Origin of the sequence: Embleya sp. NBC_00888 (assembly GCF_045207655.1) — a bacterium.
GTDB lineage: Bacteria > Actinomycetota > Actinomycetes > Streptomycetales > Streptomycetaceae > Embleya.
The window spans coordinates 5,349,546-5,366,533 of record NZ_CP108784.1; the positions used below are offsets into that span (position 1 = coordinate 5,349,546).

The 16,988-nt window shown below is 71.9% G+C and carries 19 protein-coding genes; 11 read left to right on the forward strand and 8 right to left on the reverse strand.

Features of this window, described 5'->3' with window-relative positions; all coding sequences use genetic code 11:
- Positions 1–27 precede the first annotated feature (27 nt).
- From OG948_RS22915 to OG948_RS22925, 3 genes are read left to right on the forward strand one after another with little or no spacing between them, the layout of a single operon-like run.
- Positions 28–1,344 (forward strand): ABC transporter permease, encoded by a 1,317-nt coding sequence (locus OG948_RS22915; protein ID WP_406298289.1) that lies wholly within the window; start codon positions 28–30, stop codon positions 1,342–1,344.
- Between the two features lie 6 nt (positions 1,345–1,350).
- Entirely contained in the window at positions 1,351–1,740 is a 390-nt protein-coding gene (locus tag OG948_RS22920; protein ID WP_406298290.1) for a cytidine deaminase, read from the forward strand.
- 54 nt (positions 1,741–1,794) lie between these two features.
- On the forward strand, positions 1,795–3,081 hold the full coding sequence (locus OG948_RS22925) for a thymidine phosphorylase (RefSeq protein ID WP_406298291.1): 1,287 nt from the start codon (positions 1,795–1,797) through the stop codon (positions 3,079–3,081).
- 166 nt (positions 3,082–3,247) lie between these two features.
- Here the strand turns inward: OG948_RS22925 and OG948_RS22930 are convergent, their stop codons facing one another.
- A complete protein-coding gene (locus OG948_RS22930) occupies positions 3,248–3,976 on the reverse strand; it encodes a nitroreductase family protein (protein ID WP_406298292.1) in 729 nt (242 codons plus the stop codon).
- Positions 3,977–4,044: 68 nt separating this feature from the next.
- On the opposite strand from OG948_RS22930, the gene OG948_RS22935 reads away from it, so the two are divergent.
- A complete protein-coding gene (locus OG948_RS22935; protein WP_406298293.1) occupies positions 4,045–4,443 on the forward strand; it encodes a winged helix-turn-helix transcriptional regulator in 399 nt (132 codons plus the stop codon).
- 9 nt (positions 4,444–4,452) lie between these two features.
- Here OG948_RS22935 and OG948_RS22940 read toward each other — a convergent pair whose 3' ends face one another.
- Entirely contained in the window at positions 4,453–4,623 is a 171-nt protein-coding gene (locus OG948_RS22940) for a hypothetical protein (RefSeq protein WP_406298294.1), read from the reverse strand.
- A 65-nt stretch (positions 4,624–4,688) separates the two neighbouring features.
- Positions 4,689–5,996, reverse strand: coding sequence for an MFS transporter (locus OG948_RS22945; protein WP_406298295.1), 1,308 nt, complete (start codon positions 5,994–5,996; stop codon positions 4,689–4,691).
- A 63-nt stretch (positions 5,997–6,059) separates the two neighbouring features.
- Between OG948_RS22945 and OG948_RS22950 the strand changes: the two genes are divergently transcribed.
- The 3 genes from OG948_RS22950 to OG948_RS22960 all read left to right on the forward strand — a co-directional run bounded on the left by OG948_RS22950 (position 6,060) and on the right by OG948_RS22960 (position 8,831).
- Complete coding sequence (locus OG948_RS22950) at positions 6,060–7,034, forward strand: LysR family transcriptional regulator (protein ID WP_406298296.1); 975 nt, start codon at positions 6,060–6,062, stop codon at positions 7,032–7,034.
- Positions 7,035–7,099: 65 nt separating this feature from the next.
- A complete protein-coding gene (locus OG948_RS22955) occupies positions 7,100–8,233 on the forward strand; it encodes an adenosine deaminase (protein WP_406298297.1) in 1,134 nt (377 codons plus the stop codon).
- 199 nt (positions 8,234–8,432) lie between these two features.
- Positions 8,433–8,831 carry a hypothetical protein gene (locus tag OG948_RS22960; RefSeq protein WP_406298298.1) on the forward strand — a complete coding sequence of 133 codons (399 nt, stop codon included), beginning with the start codon at positions 8,433–8,435 and terminating at the stop codon, positions 8,829–8,831.
- Between the two features lie 234 nt (positions 8,832–9,065).
- Here the strand turns inward: OG948_RS22960 and OG948_RS22965 are convergent, their stop codons facing one another.
- From OG948_RS22965 to OG948_RS22985, 5 genes are all read right to left on the reverse strand, one after another.
- Positions 9,066–10,100, reverse strand: coding sequence for a trypsin-like serine peptidase (locus OG948_RS22965; RefSeq protein ID WP_406298299.1), 1,035 nt, complete (start codon positions 10,098–10,100; stop codon positions 9,066–9,068).
- Between the two features lie 134 nt (positions 10,101–10,234).
- The gene (locus OG948_RS22970) at positions 10,235–10,426 is read right to left on the reverse strand and encodes a PspC domain-containing protein (protein WP_395866443.1); all 192 of its coding nucleotides are present in this window, start codon (positions 10,424–10,426) and stop codon (positions 10,235–10,237) included.
- Positions 10,427–10,527: 101 nt separating this feature from the next.
- Positions 10,528–11,178: a hypothetical protein gene (locus OG948_RS22975; protein WP_406298300.1), complete on the reverse strand. Its 651-nt coding sequence runs from the start codon at positions 11,176–11,178 to the stop codon at positions 10,528–10,530.
- Positions 11,179–11,201: 23 nt separating this feature from the next.
- Entirely contained in the window at positions 11,202–12,854 is a 1,653-nt protein-coding gene (locus OG948_RS22980; RefSeq protein ID WP_406298301.1) for an ATP-binding protein, read from the reverse strand.
- Positions 12,851–13,528: a response regulator transcription factor gene (locus tag OG948_RS22985; RefSeq protein ID WP_174861367.1), complete on the reverse strand. Its 678-nt coding sequence runs from the start codon at positions 13,526–13,528 to the stop codon at positions 12,851–12,853. The genes OG948_RS22980 and OG948_RS22985 overlap by 4 nt, the downstream gene beginning before the upstream one ends.
- A 166-nt stretch (positions 13,529–13,694) precedes the next feature.
- Here OG948_RS22985 and OG948_RS22990 point away from each other — a divergent pair, with 166 nt between their 5' ends.
- From OG948_RS22990 to OG948_RS23005, 4 genes are all read left to right on the forward strand, one after another.
- Positions 13,695–14,318, forward strand: a complete 624-nt coding sequence (locus OG948_RS22990; protein WP_395866437.1) for a SigE family RNA polymerase sigma factor — start codon at positions 13,695–13,697, stop codon at positions 14,316–14,318.
- 350 nt (positions 14,319–14,668) lie between these two features.
- Complete coding sequence (locus tag OG948_RS22995; protein ID WP_406298302.1) at positions 14,669–15,001, forward strand: hypothetical protein; 333 nt, start codon at positions 14,669–14,671, stop codon at positions 14,999–15,001.
- A 98-nt stretch (positions 15,002–15,099) separates the two neighbouring features.
- Positions 15,100–15,942 (forward strand): hypothetical protein, encoded by an 843-nt coding sequence (locus OG948_RS23000; RefSeq protein ID WP_406298303.1) that lies wholly within the window; start codon positions 15,100–15,102, stop codon positions 15,940–15,942.
- Positions 15,939–16,961, forward strand: coding sequence for an endonuclease/exonuclease/phosphatase family protein (locus tag OG948_RS23005; protein WP_406298304.1), 1,023 nt, complete (start codon positions 15,939–15,941; stop codon positions 16,959–16,961). The genes OG948_RS23000 and OG948_RS23005 overlap by 4 nt, the downstream gene beginning before the upstream one ends.
- The last annotated feature ends 27 nt before the right edge of the window (positions 16,962–16,988 follow it).

A 16,988-nucleotide genomic window follows, 5' to 3' on the forward strand; every position in this document is an offset into this window, starting at 1 on the left:
GAGCGGAACCCTGAAGGAGGCACGCAGGTGGCGGACACCGTGATCGCCCCCCACGTGGAGGCACCGGTGAACCCCACCGGCGAGGCCGCCGACGTGGTGCGGGCCGCGGCTCGCAAGAAGGCCCTGATCACGGGCATCGGCTTCGTCCTGGTCGGGCTGTACGCGCTGTGGGCGTTCGGCTTCGGCACCGAGAGCGGCGTCGACGCGGTCTTCGGGATGAACGTGCCCAACCGCGACACCACCGAGGTCGGCGACCTGTCGCTGCCCGCGCGGGCCGTCGCGATCGCGATGTCCGTGGTGTGCATGATCGCGGGCGGGCTGCGGATCGTGCTGGACCGCTCGCGCGTGGCGATCCGGCTGAGCATCGCGCTGTTCCTGGTCGCGTTCGTGATCGCGTTCCTGGTGTGGGCGGTCGCGGGCAAGCAGATGTCCTTCGCGGGCGCCCTGCAGAACACGCTGCTGGCCGCCGTGCCGCTCGTGCTCGGCGCGCTCGCGGGCGTGATCGGCGAGCGTTCCGGCGTGGTCAACATCGCCATCGACGGTCAGTTCCTGTTCGGCGCGTTCGCCGCCGCGCTCACCGCCTCGGTCACCGGGTCGCTGTGGGCGGGGCTGGCCGCGGGCGCCGTGGCCGGTGGGCTGATCGGCGCCCTGCTCGCGGTCTTCGCGGTGCGCTACCTGGTCGAGCAGGTCGTCCTCGGTGTGGTGATCAACCTGCTGGTGGCCGGCATCACCGGCTTCCTGTACACGCAGCTCCTGCAGAAGGACCCCGAGGGCTACAACAACCCGGGCGTGTTCGAGAACATCCGGATCCCCGGCCTCGCCGACATCCCGGTGATCGGCCCGGTGCTGTTCGACGTGAACATCATCGTGTACCTGATGTACGCGCTGGTCGTGATCGTGCAGCTCGGCCTGTTCCACACCCGCTGGGGTCTGCGGGCCCGCGCGGTGGGCGAGCACCCGACGGCGGCGGACACGGTCGGCATCAAGGTCAACGCGACCCGCTACCGCAACGTGATGATGGCGGGCCTGATCGCCGGCATCGGCGGCGCGTTCCTGACCATCGGCACGGTGGGCACGTTCTCGAAGGACATGACCTCGGGCGCGGGCTACATCGCGCTCGCGGCGGTCATCTTCGGGCGCTGGCGTCCGCTGGGCGCGGTGGCCGCGGCGCTGCTGTTCGGCTTCACGAGCGCGCTGGCCACGTCGTTGCAGCCGCTGAACACGTCGATCCCGAGCCAGTTCCTGCAGATGATGCCGTACGTCGTGACGATCTTCGCGGTGGCCGGTCTGGTCGGCAAGGTGCGCGCGCCCGCGGCGGCCAACAAGCCCTACACGAAGGGCTGACGGGGGGTGCCGGAGATTGATTGGCGCGCGCTGCGGGACGCGGCGACGGCGGCGATGCGGGGTGCGTACGCGCCGTACTCGAAGTATCCGGTCGGCGCCTCGGCGCTGGTGGACGACGGCCGGATCGTGTCCGGGTGCAATGTGGAGAACGCGTCGTACGGTCTCACGCTGTGCGCGGAGTGCGGCCTGGTGTCCGCGCTGCACGCGAGCGGCGGCGGCAGGCTCGTGGCGTTTTGCTGCGTGGACCGCGAGGGTGCGGTCCTGATGCCGTGCGGGCGCTGTCGACAACTGCTGTGGGAGCACGGCGGCGCCGAGATGTTGTTGGAAACCAAGCACGGGGTACGGCCGTTGCGGGAGATCCTGCCGGATGCCTTCGGGCCCGACGATCTTCGCTAGCACGAGCTCGTGACCCGAACAGGTCGCCTCGGCGGCCAGGAGAGAACGGACAGCATGGACGCGATTTCGGTCATCCGTACGAAGCGGGACCGCGGTGAACTGACGGCGGCTCAGATCGACTGGGTGGTCGATGCGTACACGCGCGGCGAGGTCGCGGACGAGCAGATGTCCGCGCTCGCGATGGCGATCCTGCTCAACGGCATGAACGCGAGCGAGATCAACCGCTGGACCGAGGCGATGATCGCCTCGGGCGAGCGGATGGACTTCTCGGGGCTGTCCCGGCCGACCGCGGACAAGCACTCGACCGGTGGCGTCGGCGACAAGATCACCCTGCCGCTCGCGCCGCTGGTCGCCGCGTGCGGGGTCGCCGTCCCGCAGTTGTCGGGGCGCGGGCTGGGGCACACCGGCGGCACGCTGGACAAGCTGGAGGCCGTGCCCGGGTGGCGGGCGGCGCTGTCCAACGACGCGATGATGCGCGTGCTCGAGGACGTCGGCGCGGTGATATGCGCGGCGGGCGACGGCCTCGCGCCGGCGGACAAGAAGCTGTACGCGCTGCGCGACGTGACCGGCACGGTCGAGGCCATCCCGCTGATCGCCAGCTCGATCATGAGCAAGAAGATCGCCGAGGGCACCGGCGCGCTGGTGCTCGACGTCAAGGTCGGTTCCGGCGCGTTCATGAAGGACCTGGCCGACGCGCGCGAACTGGCGCGCATCATGGTCCGGCTGGGTGTGGACCACGGGGTCAAGACGGTCGCGCTGCTGACCGACATGTCCACCCCGTTGGGGCTGACCGCGGGCAACGCGCTGGAGGTCCGCGAGTCGGTCGAGGTGCTCGCGGGCGGCGGTCCGGCGGACGTGGTCGAGCTGACCCTCGCGCTCGCGCGCGAGATGCTCGCGGCGGCCGGGCAGACCCGGATCGACCCGGCGGACGCGCTGCGCGACGGCTCCGCGATGGACGTGTGGCGGCGGATGATCCAGGCCCAGGGCGGCGACCCGGACGCGAAGCTGCCGGTGGCGCGCGAGACCCAGGTGGTCACCGCGGCCGCGTCCGGCGTGCTGACCCGGATGGACGCCTACGAGGTCGGCGTCGCGGCCTGGCGCCTGGGCGCGGGCCGGGCCCGCAAGGAGGAGCAGGTCCAGGCCGGCGCGGGCGTCGAACTGCACGCCAAGCCGGGCGACATGGTCACCGCCGGTCAGCGGCTGATGACCCTGCACACGGACACCCCGGAGCGGTTCGACTACGCGAGCGAGATCCTCGCCGACGCGGTCACGATCGCGCCGGCCGGCACCGCCTTCGAGGCCACCCCGATCCTGATCGACCGGATCGGCCCGACGACCTGACGCTCCACCGCGCACGACGAGGCCCTCGACTCCCGGCCGGGAGCCGAGGGCCCGTTCGCGTACGGGCCGGCTCGCGTGCGGCGGCCGTCCTCGCGCGGCACCCGGGCACGACGCTCCGGTCCTCCCGCGACAACGGACCCGCCGAGATCCCCGGGACGGGTCCCGGTCACGACCCCGCGGCGCCGTAGCGGCCGTGGAAGACGTTGTGCTCCAGGGCCCGGCGCCCGGGATGGCGCCGCTCCTCGGCCGGTCGGCCGACCGCGACGATCAGCGCGATCGCCAGGTCGTCGCGGTCCGCGACGCCGATCGCCCGTTTGACCAGGTCCTCGTCCCATCCGTTCATCGGCGACGTGGCCAGGCCCAGTTCGGTCGCGGCGAGCATGACGTACGTGGCGGCGATCATCGCGTCCTTGACCGCGTACTCGCGCAACAACCCGCGCGCCGCCAGGCCTTGCTGGAACTCCTGGGAGGCGGCCGCGAACATGGTCGCGAACTCCTCGCTCCAGGCGCCGTTGCGGCGTGCCGACGCGTACACGTCGGCACGCTCCTCGCGCCAGGCCTGCGGCTCGGCGACGAAGACCAGCAGGACCGGCGCCTCCAGGGCCTGCGGTTGGCCGCCGGTGGCCTCGATCAGGCCCGCGCGGCCCGCGTCGTCGGTGACCACCACGATCGAACGGTCCTGGAGGTTCCAGCTCGTGGGGGCCTCGACGGCGAGTTCGAGCAGCGTGCGCAGGGTTTCGGCGGGGACCGGCTCGGGGCGGTAGTGGCGGACGGTGCGGCGGGTGCGGATGGCCTCGGTCACCGAGTGGGCCCGGATCGAAGTGCCGTTGTCCGAGCTGCGGTTGTCCGAGACGTGGTCGGCCGGTGTGCGGGTGTTCGACAGGTGGTTGCTCATGGCCACAATTCTTGGAGAGTCACTCTCCAATGGGAAGTAGGCACTAATTGGTGCGCTACTCTCCCCACATGGTGACCATCATCGAATCGGTCGGCCTCCCCGCCGACGTCTACAGCGCCAAGTGCGCGACGCGTCAGGTGCTGGACCACATCGCCGGCAAGTGGACGGTGCTGATCGTGGACGCGCTGCGGGACGGCACGATGCGGTACACGGACCTGAGCCGGCGGATCGAGGGGGTGTCGCAGAAGATGCTCACGCAGACCCTGCGCAGCCTGGAGACGGACGGTTTCGTGCTGCGTACGGTGACCCCGACCATCCCGCCCCGGGTGGACTACGAACTCACCGATCTGGGCCGCAGCCTGGGCGGGCCGATCCGCGCGCTGCGCGAGTGGACCGAGACGCACATCAACGAGATCGAGCGGGCCCGGATCGTGGCCGCCGAGCGCAAGGTGGCCCAGGGCTACTGACCGTCTCGGTCACAGTGCCCGCAGGAGCGGGGCGGTGATCGCCACGGCCGAGGCGAGGATCACGAACAGGCAGCCGAGCAGCGCGCAGCCCGCGCGCACGGTGTGCGGCCGGTACACCCGGCCGAAGTCGTCGCGGTCGCCGGGGCGGGGCGCCGGGGACGGGTCGTGCCGCTCGTTCATGGCGCACAGCATGCCAAGGCCGGCCGGGGGATCCGATCGGGCCCCGGCCGGCCTGTGCGCACCGCTCAGGCGGTGGAGCGCACGTGGTGCGCGCGGGGCCGCCGCCGGATCGCCGCGGACGCCGTCGCCGCGCCGGTCACCCGGCCCCTGAGCCCGAAGGCCACCCACCCCGCCGCCGCCATCAGCACCAGCACGAGCAGCACCGCGCCCGCCCAGCCGTGACCGTGGAAGGCGACGCCGCCGATCGGGCCGCCCACGCTCGCGCCGAGGTAGTAGGCCGCCAGGTACAGCGCGGACGCCTGCGCGCGGCCCTCGGTGACCCGCAGGCCCACCGCCGAACTGGCCGCCGAGTGGCCCGCGAAGAAGCCCGCCGTGAGCACGACCAGGCCCACCACGACCAGCGCCAGGTTGTCCGGCAGGGTCAGCAGCGCACCCGCGGCGGTGATCGCCGCCGCAGCCCACAACGTCGCGCGGTGCCCGATCCGGCCGACCAGCCGACCCGACGCGGCCGAACTGAAGGTGCCAGCCAGGTAGATCACGAAGATCGCGCCGACCACCGTCTGCGGCAGCCCGAACGGCTCGGCGAGCAGTCGGTAGCCGAGGTAGTTGTAGACCGTGCCGAACGCCGCCATGAAGACCATGCCGAGCAGGTACAGCCGGCGCAGCACCGGATCGGCCAGGTGCGAGCGCAGCACGCCGGTGAGTTGCCGGGCGGTCATGGTCGACGGGGTGAAGTTGCGCGACGGCGGCAGCAATACCCGGAAGGCGACCGCCGACCCGAGGGCCAGCAGGCCGACCGCCACCAGCGCGACCCGCCACCCGCCCAGGTCCGAGGCCAGACCGGTGACCAGTCGGCCGCCCATGCCGCCGATGCTGTTGCCCGCCACGTACAAGCCCATCGCCGAGCCGAGCGAGGGGCCGTCGACCTCTTCGGCGAGGTAGGCCATCGCGGTCGCGGGCAGCCCGGCCAGCGCCACACCCTGCACCGCGCGCAGCACCACCAGGGTGCCGAAGTCCGGTGCGAACGCGGCCAGTACGCCCAGCAGGGCCGCGCCGAACACGGAGATCGTCATCACCCGGGAGCGGCCCCACCGCTCGGACAACATGCTCACCGGGATCACCGCCAGGGCCAGCGCGCCGGTGGTCACCGACACGGACAGGCTGGCCGTCGCCGGGTCCAGGTGGAACCCGTCGGACAACTCCGGCAGCAGCGTCTGGGTGGCGTAGAGCATCGCGAAGGTCGAACAGCCCGCGGCGAACAGTGCCAGGTTGACCCGACGGTAGGCGCGCGAACCGCGCGTGTGCCGGACGGGAGCGGCGGTGATCGGGTCGGTGGTTGGGGCGGGGTCCGAAGCACTGTTCGATGCGGGCATGTGTACGAAACTAGGCCGCGTCGTTTCATGCGTCCAATGCATGTTTAGGCGAGAATCCATGCTGTGTCGTATGACAGCAGATCAGCCGAGGTTTCCGCGGCCATCGCCCCGCTCCTGACGCAATTCGCCGCGGTCGCACGCGAGGAGCACATCACTCGGGCCGCCGCCGGACTGGGTGTTCCGCAGCCCACGCTCAGCCGCACGATGGCCCGACTGGAGGCCGACGTGGGTGTCCCGCTGCTGGCCCGGACCGGGCGCGGGGTCACGCTCACCCGGCAGGGTCACACCCTGCTCGGCTATGTGGAACAGGCACTCGCGCTGCTGGAGCGCGGGCTGGACGAGGTGATCGAGGACGCGGGCGGGGCACGCGGCAAGGTCGCGTTCGGCTTCCTGCACACGATGGGCCCCGAGGCGGTGCCCGGCCTGCTGCGCGCCTTTCGGGTACACCACCCCGGGATCCGGTTCCAGTTGGTCCAGGACTCCGCCTCGGCGATGTTGGACCGGATGCGGGCCGGCGAACTCGACCTGTGCCTGACCGCGCCGCTGCCGGACGCGCCGGACCTGGCCGTGCGCGCGCTGGACGATCAGCGGCTCTACCTGGTGGTGCCGGCCGACCATCGGCTCGCGCACCGCCGCCGGGTGCGGTTGGCCGAGGCGGCCGAGGAGGTGTTCGTGTGCATGGAGCCGGGCTACGGGATGCGCCGGATCACCGACGCGCTGTTCGCCGAGGCGGGGTTCGTGCCCAGGATCGCCTTCGAGGGCGAGGAGGCCGAGACGTTGCGCGGCCTGGTCGCGGCGGGCCTGGGCGTGTCGCTGCTGCCCGCCCCCGACGCCCCGCGCCCGGGCACCGTGCATCTGGCCGTCACGGCCCCCCGCGCCTTCCGCACGATCGGCCTCGCCTGGATGCCGGCCCGCCCCGAAACCACCCCCGTACGCCTGTTCCGCGAATTCGCGCTCGGCCGCCGCGGCCGGCTCCTGCACCCCGAGCACGCCCAGCCCACCCCCCGCGACCCGGCCCCGCCGCAAGCCGCCCGGTAGGCCACCCGCAAAACCGGCCCGACAAAGAGCACATGATCTACGCGCGTAGGCAGTAAAGTCCTTTCATGTACAGCAGTCACCCGAACACGCCCGCTGCCTCGCCCACGGTCGAGCAGATCCGGCGCGCACCCAAAGTCCTGCTCCACGACCACCTCGACGGTGGGCTCCGTCCCGCCACGATCATCGAACTCGCCGAGGCGGCCGGATACGACCGCCTCCCCAGCACCGACCCCGAGGCGCTCGGCACGTGGTTCCGCGAGGCCGCCGACTCCGGCTCGCTGGAGCGTTACCTGGAGACCTTCGACCACACCGTGGCGGTGATGCAGACCCGTGAGGGCCTGTTCCGGGTCGCCGCCGAATGCGCCGAGGACCTCGCCGCCGACGGTGTGGTCTACGCCGAGATCCGCTACGCCCCCGAACAACACCTGGAAGCCGGCCTGACCCTGGACCAGGTGGTCGAGGCGGTCGAGGCGGGCTTCCGCGAGGGCGAGCGCCGCGCGGCCGAGGCGGGCAACCGGATCAAGGTCGGCGCGCTGCTGACCGCGATGCGGCACGCGGCCCGCTCGCTGGAGATCGCCGAACTCACCAACCGACACCGCGACATGGGCGTGGTCGGCTTCGACATCGCCGGCGCCGAGGCGGGCTTCCCGCCCACGCGCCACCTGGACGCGTTCGAGTACCTCAAGCGGGAGAACAACCACTTCACCATCCACGCCGGCGAGGCGTTCGGCCTGCCGTCGATCTGGCAGGCGCTCCAGTGGTGCGGCGCGGACCGCCTGGGCCACGGCGTGCGGATCATCGACGACATCACGGTCAAGGACGACGGCAGCGTCGAACTCGGCCGGCTCGCCGCGTACGTGCGCGACAAGCGCATCCCGCTGGAGATGTGCCCGACCTCGAATCTGCAGACCGGCGCCGCCACGTCCTACGCGGATCACCCGATCGGCCTACTGCGCCGACTCTATTTTCGGGTGACCGTGAACACTGACAACCGTTTGATGAGCGGTACGTCGATGACCCGGGAGTTCGAGCACCTCGTCGAGGCGTTCGGCTACGGCCTGGACGATCTCCTGTGGTTCACCGTCAACGCCATGAAGAGCGCCTTCCTGCCCTTCGACGAGCGGCTCGCGATGATCAACGAGGTGATCAAGCCCGGCTATGCCGCGCTCAAGTCGGAATGGCTTTTCGGTCGGAACTGACCTTTCGCGGGTGCGCCCGACCGATTCGGACCGGTTCGGATCGCGGGCGCACCCCGAGGCCCCTCCGGGTTCGGGCGAACGGCCTGACCTGACCCGAAGGGGGTGTTTTGCGCATTCCGCGTCCGATTCGCTACGTTGCGGTCTCACTTCGTAACGGGGTGTGTCTTGCCCCGCCCGAATCGAGAAACCGAGGATGCACATGCGATCGGTAACGCGTAAGGCGGCCATCACGGCCGGGCTCGGCGCGGCAATGGCAGCGGGCGCCGCAGGCTCCGCGAGCGCCATGCCGGTGACCGACCTGGTCGACGGACTGGCCCCGGCCGCCGCAACGGCCCAGGCGGCCCTGCCGGATGCCGCCGCGCCGTTCCCGCTGTCCCAGGTCACCGACAAGCTCCCCGTCGGCGAGGTGCTCACCCCGGGTCACACGGCCGGGACCATGGCCCGCAGCATGGAGCAGGGCATGAGCGGCTTCGCCGCGCAGGACGGCCAGGCCAAGGGCGGCCTGGGCTCGCCGCTCAACGCGCTGCCCACCGACACGCTGCCGACGGGCGAGTCCTCGCCGCTCGGGGACCTGCCGCTGGGTGGCCTCTCTCTCTGACACCCGCATCGGGTTCCGCACCTGCCGCCGGGCCGGGTCGTCGGCGCGGAACCGGTCGGTCCTGTCGTGCCACGGGCCGTGTCCATCGCGTGTCGATCCTGCGCGAGGACACGGCTTCGTCGTGCCGTACGCACGGTGTCGTCGTGCCCGTGCGGCTTCGGCCCGCCGGCCCCCGACCCATCGCACGCCGCCGACCCGTTACACGCCGCCGACCCGTCACCGGCCGGCGACCCGTCACAGCGAGTCGTACATGTCCTTTGCCACATCGCCCAGATACGGCCCGGTCATGGTGCGCGAGTTCCGCGTGGTCACCCCCAGCGAGACATTGCTCACCAGGTAACTTCGCCCGTTCACCTCGGCGAACCAGCCGCCGCCGGAGGACCCGCCGGTCATCGTGCAGCCCATCCACAACATGTCCGGCTGCGGCCAGCCGTCCTCACGGAAGTCCGTGGTGGGCGACGAGCACGTGTAGAGCGTGGTGCCGTCGTAGGGCGTGTCACCCGGGTAGCCGAACGACTGCACGCGAAGGTGTCGCGGCGCGTTCCAGAGCACGTCCGCGCCCGCTCCCGCCGCGTCCTCCAGAGTGCGCCCGCCGCGCGAGTCGACGATGAAGGCGCCGTAGTCGAACGGTGACGCGCTCGCGTCCCTGCCGCCCGGATCGGCGTTCTGCGCCCACTGGTTGCTCACCGTGATCCGCCGGGCCGGCCACCGTCCGTACGGTTCGCGCTCCGCCGGAGTGCGACCCGCGCCGTTGTACCCGGGCACGAAGGTGACCTTGTCGTAGAAGTCCCCGTCCCGGCCGCCGTGCAGACAGTGCGCCGCCGTCCACACCATGTTGCCGGTGGGGTGGTGCACGACCGTGCCGCTGCACTCGGCGACGCCCTCCGGCGTCCGGAAGAAGATCTTGCCCCGGATCGCCGTGTCGGGCTCGGTGTACGGCGAGGCCACCCGGCGCGCCTGGATCGTCGGCGGCTGGCGGTAGTCCGCCTCGGGCCGCTGCTGCTCCTGGTCGGGCAACTGCGGCGGCTGTTGGTCGGGCGAGATCTCCGCGCCCCGGGGCTTGGCCTCGTCCTGCCGGTCCTGGTCCCAGAACCCCCGGGTGTCCTCGATGTCCCTGTCGCTGTACTGCTTCGAGTTCATCGCCTGCGTGCGCCCGGCCTCGACCGCCAGCGTGCCGCTGAGCACCAGCCCGACCAGGGTCACCAGGACGCCGGCGATCACCGACATCGTGATGATGAGGTTCTTGTTGTGCGTGCTTCCCGGTTGCATGTCCCCGCCCCCCGACCGAGCGCACGGCCCGGAACCCTCCGGTCCCGCGAGACCACTCGATCGAACCGCCTACCCATCCGTTGATCGGATGATAGGCGCCGGCGCGGTCGGGCCGTTGCTCCGTCCCGCCTCGCTCAGTCCTGGGGCAGCAGGATCCACAGCGCGATGTACAGCAGGAACTGCGGGCCCGGCAGCAGGCAGGAGAGCACGAACACCACGCGGACGGTGGTGACGGACCAGCCGTAGCGGCGGGCGATGCCGGCGCAGACGCCGGCGATCCGGCGGCCGTGACGCGGGCGACTGAGGGTCGCGGTGCTCATGGTCATGGCGGTTCCTCCTCGATGCGGCGGCGCCTGACGCGGCGTCGTCGTACTTCGAAGGTAGGACGATTCGGACCCGGCCACATCCGTCGCAGGACCCGGCTTGCTCATCCGCCTTGGGGAGTAAGGGTCTTCCCGGAGGGGCGGGATTGCGGCCAGTCCTTGTCGAACGCCGACGGCGGACCGGAGGCCCGGGCGGCGGGGGACGGCGTGGCCGTGGTCTTGCGGCTGATGTCGAGGTAGTTCTCGCACCGGTAGCTCTCCGGCGGCGTGCGCCGACCCGCGAGCAGCACCGTGTCGCCGCCGGACGCGCTCTGCAGCGTGCAGACCACCTGCCCGAGCGCGATCGTGGCCAGTGCCGACAGCGGCGCGTCCAGCCGGAACAGGGTGGGCGGGTCGCCCTCGCGCCGGTCGGCCGCGACCAGGCCGCCGGCGGGCAGCGCGGTGGTGTACCCCTCCAACGCCTCGGCGTCGTTGGGGCCCAGGTGCAACTCTTCCAGGAGCTGGTTGACCTGGTCGGTGCGCGGCTTGTCCGGCGCCGCCTCGGCGGGCCGCAGCACCAACCGGCCGCCCCGGGGCAGCGCCTGGAGCCGGTTGTCCTTCACCAGGTAGACGATGTGCCGCTCCGAGCCGGGCAGCCGGCTCTGCGCGGACGGCGCCGTACGACTGGCCGGCTTCCCGGCCCCCACCGGTCCCTCGGTCGGCCGGATCCCGCACGACGTGAGCGCGGCGAGCACACCGGTCGTCGCGAAGATCACGATCGGAAGCCGCCGGCGGGGTCTCAACGCCTGTCTCCTCGCTCGTCGTGCGTGCCGGCACCGTTGCCGCCGAGGTCGGCGCCTGCGTGCTCCGGGTGCTCCGCGTTCTCGGCGTCCAGGTCGGCGTGCACACCGTCGTCCTCGACGCCCTCGTCCGGGTCGATTATCTCTTCGAGCTCGGGCGGCACCAGCGGCAGGCGCAGGGTGAACTTCGCACCGCGGCCCGGCATGTTCGACGCGTACGCGGTACCGCCGTGGATCCGCGCGTTCTCCATCACGATGGACAGCCCCAGCCCGCTGCCCTCGGACCGTGCCCGCGAACTGTCCGCCTTGTAGAACCGGTCGAACACGTGCGGCAGTACGTCCTCGGGGATGCCCGGCCCGGTGTCGGAGACCTCGATCACGAGATCCTCCTCCGGACCGGCGAGCGTGCCGGGTATCGCCACACGCGGTTCGTGGTGGATCTCGACGGTCACCGGCGAGCCGCCGTGCCGCAACGCGTTGCCCACCAGGTTGGAGACCATGACGTCCAGTCTGCGCGGGTCCACCCGGGCCAGGATGCCCCGGGGTGCCCGAAGGTCCACCGCGTCCATCCAGGCGCGCGCGTCCAGGCACGCGGTGACCAGGTCGGTGATGTCCACCTCGTCCGCGACCAGCGCGGCGGTGCCCGCGTCGAACCGGGACACCTCCATCAGGTCCTCGACCAGCGTGGCCAGCCGCTCGATCTCGGCGACCACCAACCGGGCGGCCGGCGCGCCCTGCTCGCCGAGGCTGTCCGCCTCCTCCTCGAGCAACTCGCTGACCGCGGTCATCGCCGCCAACGGGGTGCGCAGTTCGTGCGAGACGTCCGCGACGAAGCGGCGCGAGGACGACTCCAGCGCGCGCAGCTCGGCGACGCTGCGCTCCAGCTTCTCCGCCGCGTCGTTGAACGTCCGGGACAGGTCGGCGAGTTCGTCCGAGCCGCGCACGTCCAGCCGGGTGTCCAGGCGACCCGCGCCCAGCTCGCGCGCGGCGTGCCCGAGCCGGCGCACCGGGCGCAGGATGTGCCGCGCGGCGAACAGCGCGACCACCGCGGCCGCGCCCAGCGCCAGCAGGGTGCCCACGATCAGGTAGCGGGCCAGCGAGTTGAGGTCGGCCTGTTCGTCCTTGAGCGACTTGAACATGTAGCCGGTGGCCCCGTTCGGCACCACCCGGGTGCCACCGACCAGATAGGGCTGTCCCTCGATGTCGATCCGCTGGAAGTACATGTGGAAGCCGCCGCCGCCGTCGGCGGTCTGCACCATGCGCTGCAGCCTCGCGGGCACCCGCTCCAGCGGGAACCGGGTCGGGTCGGAGGCGACCGGGCGGCCGTCGGTGCCGACCAGGACCACGGAGTAGCCGAAACTGCTCTCCCGCATCTGGTCGACGGCGGGCCCCAGATCGGCCTGGTCCGGGTGTTCCGGGAGACCCGCGGAGACCCGGCCGAGGTTGTCCCGGAACTCGGTGAGCACCGAGTCCTGCGCGCGCTCCAGCACGGCGGTCCGGGTCAGCCAGTAGGCGATGCCGGACGCCGCGACCGCGGCGATCAACGCGACCAGCGCGAAGGCGACGAGCACCCGAAACCGCAACGAGCGCAGCTTCAGGGTCGGCGCGACCCGGCGGACGATCCGGCGTACCAGCGGCGGCCGGCCCGTCACTGGGGCGGGTCGAGGCGGTAGCCGACGCCCCGGACGGTACGGATCAGTGTCGGCGCGGACGGGGTCTGCTCCACCTTGGCGCGCAGCCGCTGGACGCACGCGTCCACCAGGCGCGAGTCGCCGAGGTAGTCGTGCTCCCACACCAGGCGCAACAACTGCTGCCGGGAGAGCGCCTGACCGGGCCGCCGGCTCAGCTCGACCAGGAGCCGCAGCTCGGTCGGGGTGAGCTGGAGCTCCTCGCCGGCCTTGGTCACCGTCATCGCGTTCCGGTCGACCACCAGGTCGCCGAACACCGACGCGTCGGACACCTCGCGCTCGCCGCGGCGCAACACCGCGCGGATGCGGGCGTCCAGCACGCGCGGCTGGACCGGCTTGACCACGTAGTCGTCGGCGCCGGACTCCAGGCCGACCACCACGTCGATGTCGTCGTTGCGCGCGGTGAGCAGGATGATCGGCAGCGAGTCGGTGCGGCGGATCCGCCGGCACACCTCGAAGCCGTCGATGCCCGGCAACATCACATCGAGCACGATCAGGTCGGGGCGCTGCTCGCGCCACCGTTCCAGGCCGGCCTCACCGGTGGCAGCGGTGACCACGCGATGGCCCTGGCGCCCCAGGGCGAGTTCGAGTCCGGTTCGTACGGACTCGTCATCCTCGATAAGCAGCAGGTAGGGCACGCAGGCCATTGTGTCTGACGTCACGGCTGGGAAGAACACGGGGAGGCCCCTTCCGGTTCGCCGCCCGAGGTCGCTGTTGCATACCTGTGACAGCTCACCGACCTGACGATGAAGCCCGCCCAGCAGGCTGTACATCGTGAACGAGCGCCGAACCGGGGGAGAAGTCATGCAGTCCCAGACGCAGTCGCAGGGCATCCGCAAGGACAACCGCCGTACCGTCGTCGCCCTTGCCCCGCTGAACGGCAACGCGCGTAGTGCTTCGTGCACGGACAGTGTCGACGACGAATTCACCGCGTATGTCCGTGAGCGCCGGTCGGCGCTGTTCGCCACCGCGTATCACCTCACGGGTGACCGCAACGAGGCCGAGGACCTGTTGCAGAGCGCGCTGATGAGCACGTACCAGGCGTGGGGTCGGATCCAGGACAAGGCCGCACTGGGCGGTTACCTGCGCCGCACGATGACCAACCTGCACATATCGGCTTGGCGTCGTCGGCGGATCAACGAGTACCCCTCGGAGGAGCTGCCCGAGCGTCCGGACGGTTCGGACTCGATGGGCGACACCGAGCTGCGTGCGGTGCTCTGGCGCGCGCTGGCCAAGCTGCCCGAGCCGCAGCGCACCATGCTGGTGCTGCGCTACTACGAGGGTCGCACCGACCCCGAGGTGGCCGAGGTGCTCGGATGCAGCGTCGGCACGGTCAAGTCGAGCATCTGGCGCGCGCTGCGCCGGCTGCGCGAGGACGACGCGCTGAGCTTCGGTGCCGACGAGGCGTTCGCCGAACTCGTCGCCTGAGCCCGGGGCTTCGTCGCCCGAGCCGCGCCGGCCGATTCCACTCGTACTCGCGTTCGCGATCCGGTGCGATCCGCGTGCGCCGCGCGCACCCGTTCGCTCGCCCGCGTCCTTCTCTCGTGTCGCGGTTTCCCCTGTGCAGTTGTGCCGTGCGGTTGTGCGTCGTACCGGTGTCGATGTGTCCCGGGCCGAAGGTGTGTCATCGGCAGGGACGGCGGATGGGGCTGTGACGGTTCCGTCGAATTGGGAGCGAATTCGGGACATCGGCGCCCGGGGCGCCGAATTGCGCTCGACGTAGCCGAGTGGCTACGTTGCGTGGTCAATCTCCTAGTCGACTGGGAAGGGCCATCGCCATGTCCTCCGTTCTTCGCACCGTGCTCGCCGCCACATCCCTCGGCGCCGCCGCCGCGTTCGGCATCGCCGGGAGCGCCACGGCCGCGCCCGTCGTGCCCGACGAGATCTCCCGTACCGACGTGCCCGCGGCCGGCCAGGGCACCGCCGCGGCGACCGGAGCCGTGCTCGGCGTCGTGGAGCGCGCGCAACTCAACCCGATGAACGGCGGTGGTCTGAACCCGCTGTCCAACAGCGTCGGCACCGACGTGGGCGACATGCCGGTCGGCACCAGCCTGGTCACCGGCGACCTCGCCGACGGGATGACCGTGCAGGAAGCGCTCGATCGGCTCTGAGCCGGCCGGCCACCCCACCCGGCGCCCGTCGGCGCCCTGCCGCGAGGCCCGCGCCCGTCTACCCTGAGCCGCGAACACGGCCACGGGGAGGCAGTCGGATGCGGCAGGAAACGGATCGTTTGCGGGAACCGGCGGCTTGGGCGCTGGTCGGCTTCGTGGCACTGCAGTTGGCGGTGGACGCGTTGCGCGTCCTGTTCGGCGTGGGCTCGGGGGTGCACGGCTTCCGGGCGCGTGCCTACGGCGGTCAGTCCGCCCTGCTCGACGTGCTCACGCCGGTGCTGCTCGCGGGCGCGGTGCTGCTGGCGACCCATGCCGGCCGGCCCACGCCCAGGGCCCGGGTGATCACACGTGTCGCGCTCGGAGTGCTCGCCGTACAGGGCGCCGTGGGGCTCACCGCGGCGCTGGGCGGGCTCGCCTACGACGGCGGCGGGTTCGCCGACATACCGGCCGGGGCCCGGGTCGAACAGAGCACGATCAACGTGGGTGTCCTGGTGATGTTCGCGCTGTGCGCCTGGTTCCTGATCGTGGTTCTGGGCGCGCCGGTCACGCCGACGGTCACCCGCGGCAAGTCGCTGCCGCATCGGGAGTGGCTCTCGCACGGGCGGGACGCGACGGGCGCCGGCCAACCGGTGAGCACGTCCGGGCAGTACCCGGCGTACTCCGGGACGGGCACCCGGTACGCCGGGTCCACCGGTGAACACGTCACGCCGACGGACGTGGACCGGACCCGGGCGAGGGGTTCCGAACCGAGTGCCGAACCGAGTGCCGAGCCGGCGTCCACGCCGCCGCACGGCGCCGCGACAGGGCCGCGGACCGCCGTTTCCGAGACCGGCCCGCGGACCGTCGTGTCCGCGAGCACTCCGGGCACCGGCACCCCGGCCGTGCCGCCCCGGCCGGCCGCTCCGCCGGCGCCGCCCACGCACGGAGGGACCCGGCCGTGACCGCCGAGGTCGAGACGGAGTCGGCGCGGGAGATCCCGCCGCCGCCTCGGCTGTGGCGGGTGCGCCGGCGCACCCGCACCTTCGGCCGCAGCGTGGTCGGCCTGATCTTCGCGGGCGCGGTGCTGGTGACGGGAGCGCGGCTGCTCGTGTTCGACGCGATGTGGCCGGTCGCGATCGTGACCGTGTTCGCCCCGTACGCGGCGGCGGCCTCGGTGCTCGTGCTGCTCGGGGCCGCGCTGCTGCGGATGCGGCTGACCCTGCTCGTCGCGCTGGGCCTGGTGGTCGTCCACACCCTGTGGATGTTGCCGAGACTGACCCCCGCCGACGGCCCCGCGCCCGGCGGCGCGCGGTTGCGCGTGATGACCTCGAACGCCTACTTCGGCAAGGCGGATCCGGTACGGATCACCGACCTGGTGCGCCGCGAGCGGGTGGACGTGCTGGCCGTGGAGGAGCTGACGCCCGAACTGGCGGCGGGCCTGGAGCGGGCCGGCCTCACCCGGGAACTCCCGTACTCGGCCGGGACCGGCGAGCCCGGCGCGGCCGGACTGGCGATCTACGCACGCCGGCCGCTGACCGAGGAGCGGCTGCTGCCCGAGCGCACCACGATGCCGATGCCCGGCGCCACCGTGGAGGTGTACGGGCGCCCGGTCCGGATCCAGGGCGTGCACACCATCCCGCCGATGCGCGGGCAGGCCGGGAAGTGGGCCCACGACATGGACGCGCTGCGCCGCGAGGCGGAGCGGCGCACCCTGCCCGCGATCTTCCTCGGCGACTTCAACGCGACCTCGGACAACGCCTCGTTCCGCGCGCTCACCGGCGCCGGGCTGCGGGACGCGCACGAGGAGCGCGGCCGGATCCTGGCGCGCACCTGGCCGATGGCGTACTTCCACGGCCTGCCGCCGCTGTTCGGGATCGACCACGTGCTGGTCACGGGCGGGATCGAGGTGGTCTCGGTGTCCGAACACCGCGTGCCGCACACCGATCACGCCGCGGTGATCGCCGAGGTGTCGCTGCGCTGACCACTCGTCAAGATCCCGTCAGGAGTG

Bases quoted from the DNA above. Each gene is read 5' to 3' on its own strand.
- OG948_RS22925 (WP_406298291.1), top strand. From the start codon at position 1,795: ATGGACGCGATTTCGGTCATCCGTACGAAGCGGGACCGCGGTGAACTG.
- OG948_RS22930 (WP_406298292.1), bottom strand. From the start codon at position 3,976: ATGAGCAACCACCTGTCGAACACCCGCACACCGGCCGACCACGTCTCG.
- OG948_RS22935 (WP_406298293.1), top strand. From the start codon at position 4,045: ATGGTGACCATCATCGAATCGGTCGGCCTCCCCGCCGACGTCTACAGC.
- OG948_RS22940 (WP_406298294.1), bottom strand. From the start codon at position 4,623: ATGAACGAGCGGCACGACCCGTCCCCGGCGCCCCGCCCCGGCGACCGC.
- OG948_RS22945 (WP_406298295.1), bottom strand. From the start codon at position 5,996: ATGCCCGCATCGAACAGTGCTTCGGACCCCGCCCCAACCACCGACCCG.
- OG948_RS22955 (WP_406298297.1), top strand. From the start codon at position 7,100: ATGTACAGCAGTCACCCGAACACGCCCGCTGCCTCGCCCACGGTCGAG.
- OG948_RS22960 (WP_406298298.1), top strand. From the start codon at position 8,433: ATGCGATCGGTAACGCGTAAGGCGGCCATCACGGCCGGGCTCGGCGCG.
- OG948_RS22965 (WP_406298299.1), bottom strand. From the start codon at position 10,100: ATGCAACCGGGAAGCACGCACAACAAGAACCTCATCATCACGATGTCG.
- OG948_RS22970 (WP_395866443.1), bottom strand. From the start codon at position 10,426: ATGACCATGAGCACCGCGACCCTCAGTCGCCCGCGTCACGGCCGCCGG.
- OG948_RS22990 (WP_395866437.1), top strand. From the start codon at position 13,695: ATGCAGTCCCAGACGCAGTCGCAGGGCATCCGCAAGGACAACCGCCGT.
- OG948_RS22995 (WP_406298302.1), top strand. From the start codon at position 14,669: ATGTCCTCCGTTCTTCGCACCGTGCTCGCCGCCACATCCCTCGGCGCC.
- OG948_RS23000 (WP_406298303.1), top strand. From the start codon at position 15,100: ATGCGGCAGGAAACGGATCGTTTGCGGGAACCGGCGGCTTGGGCGCTG.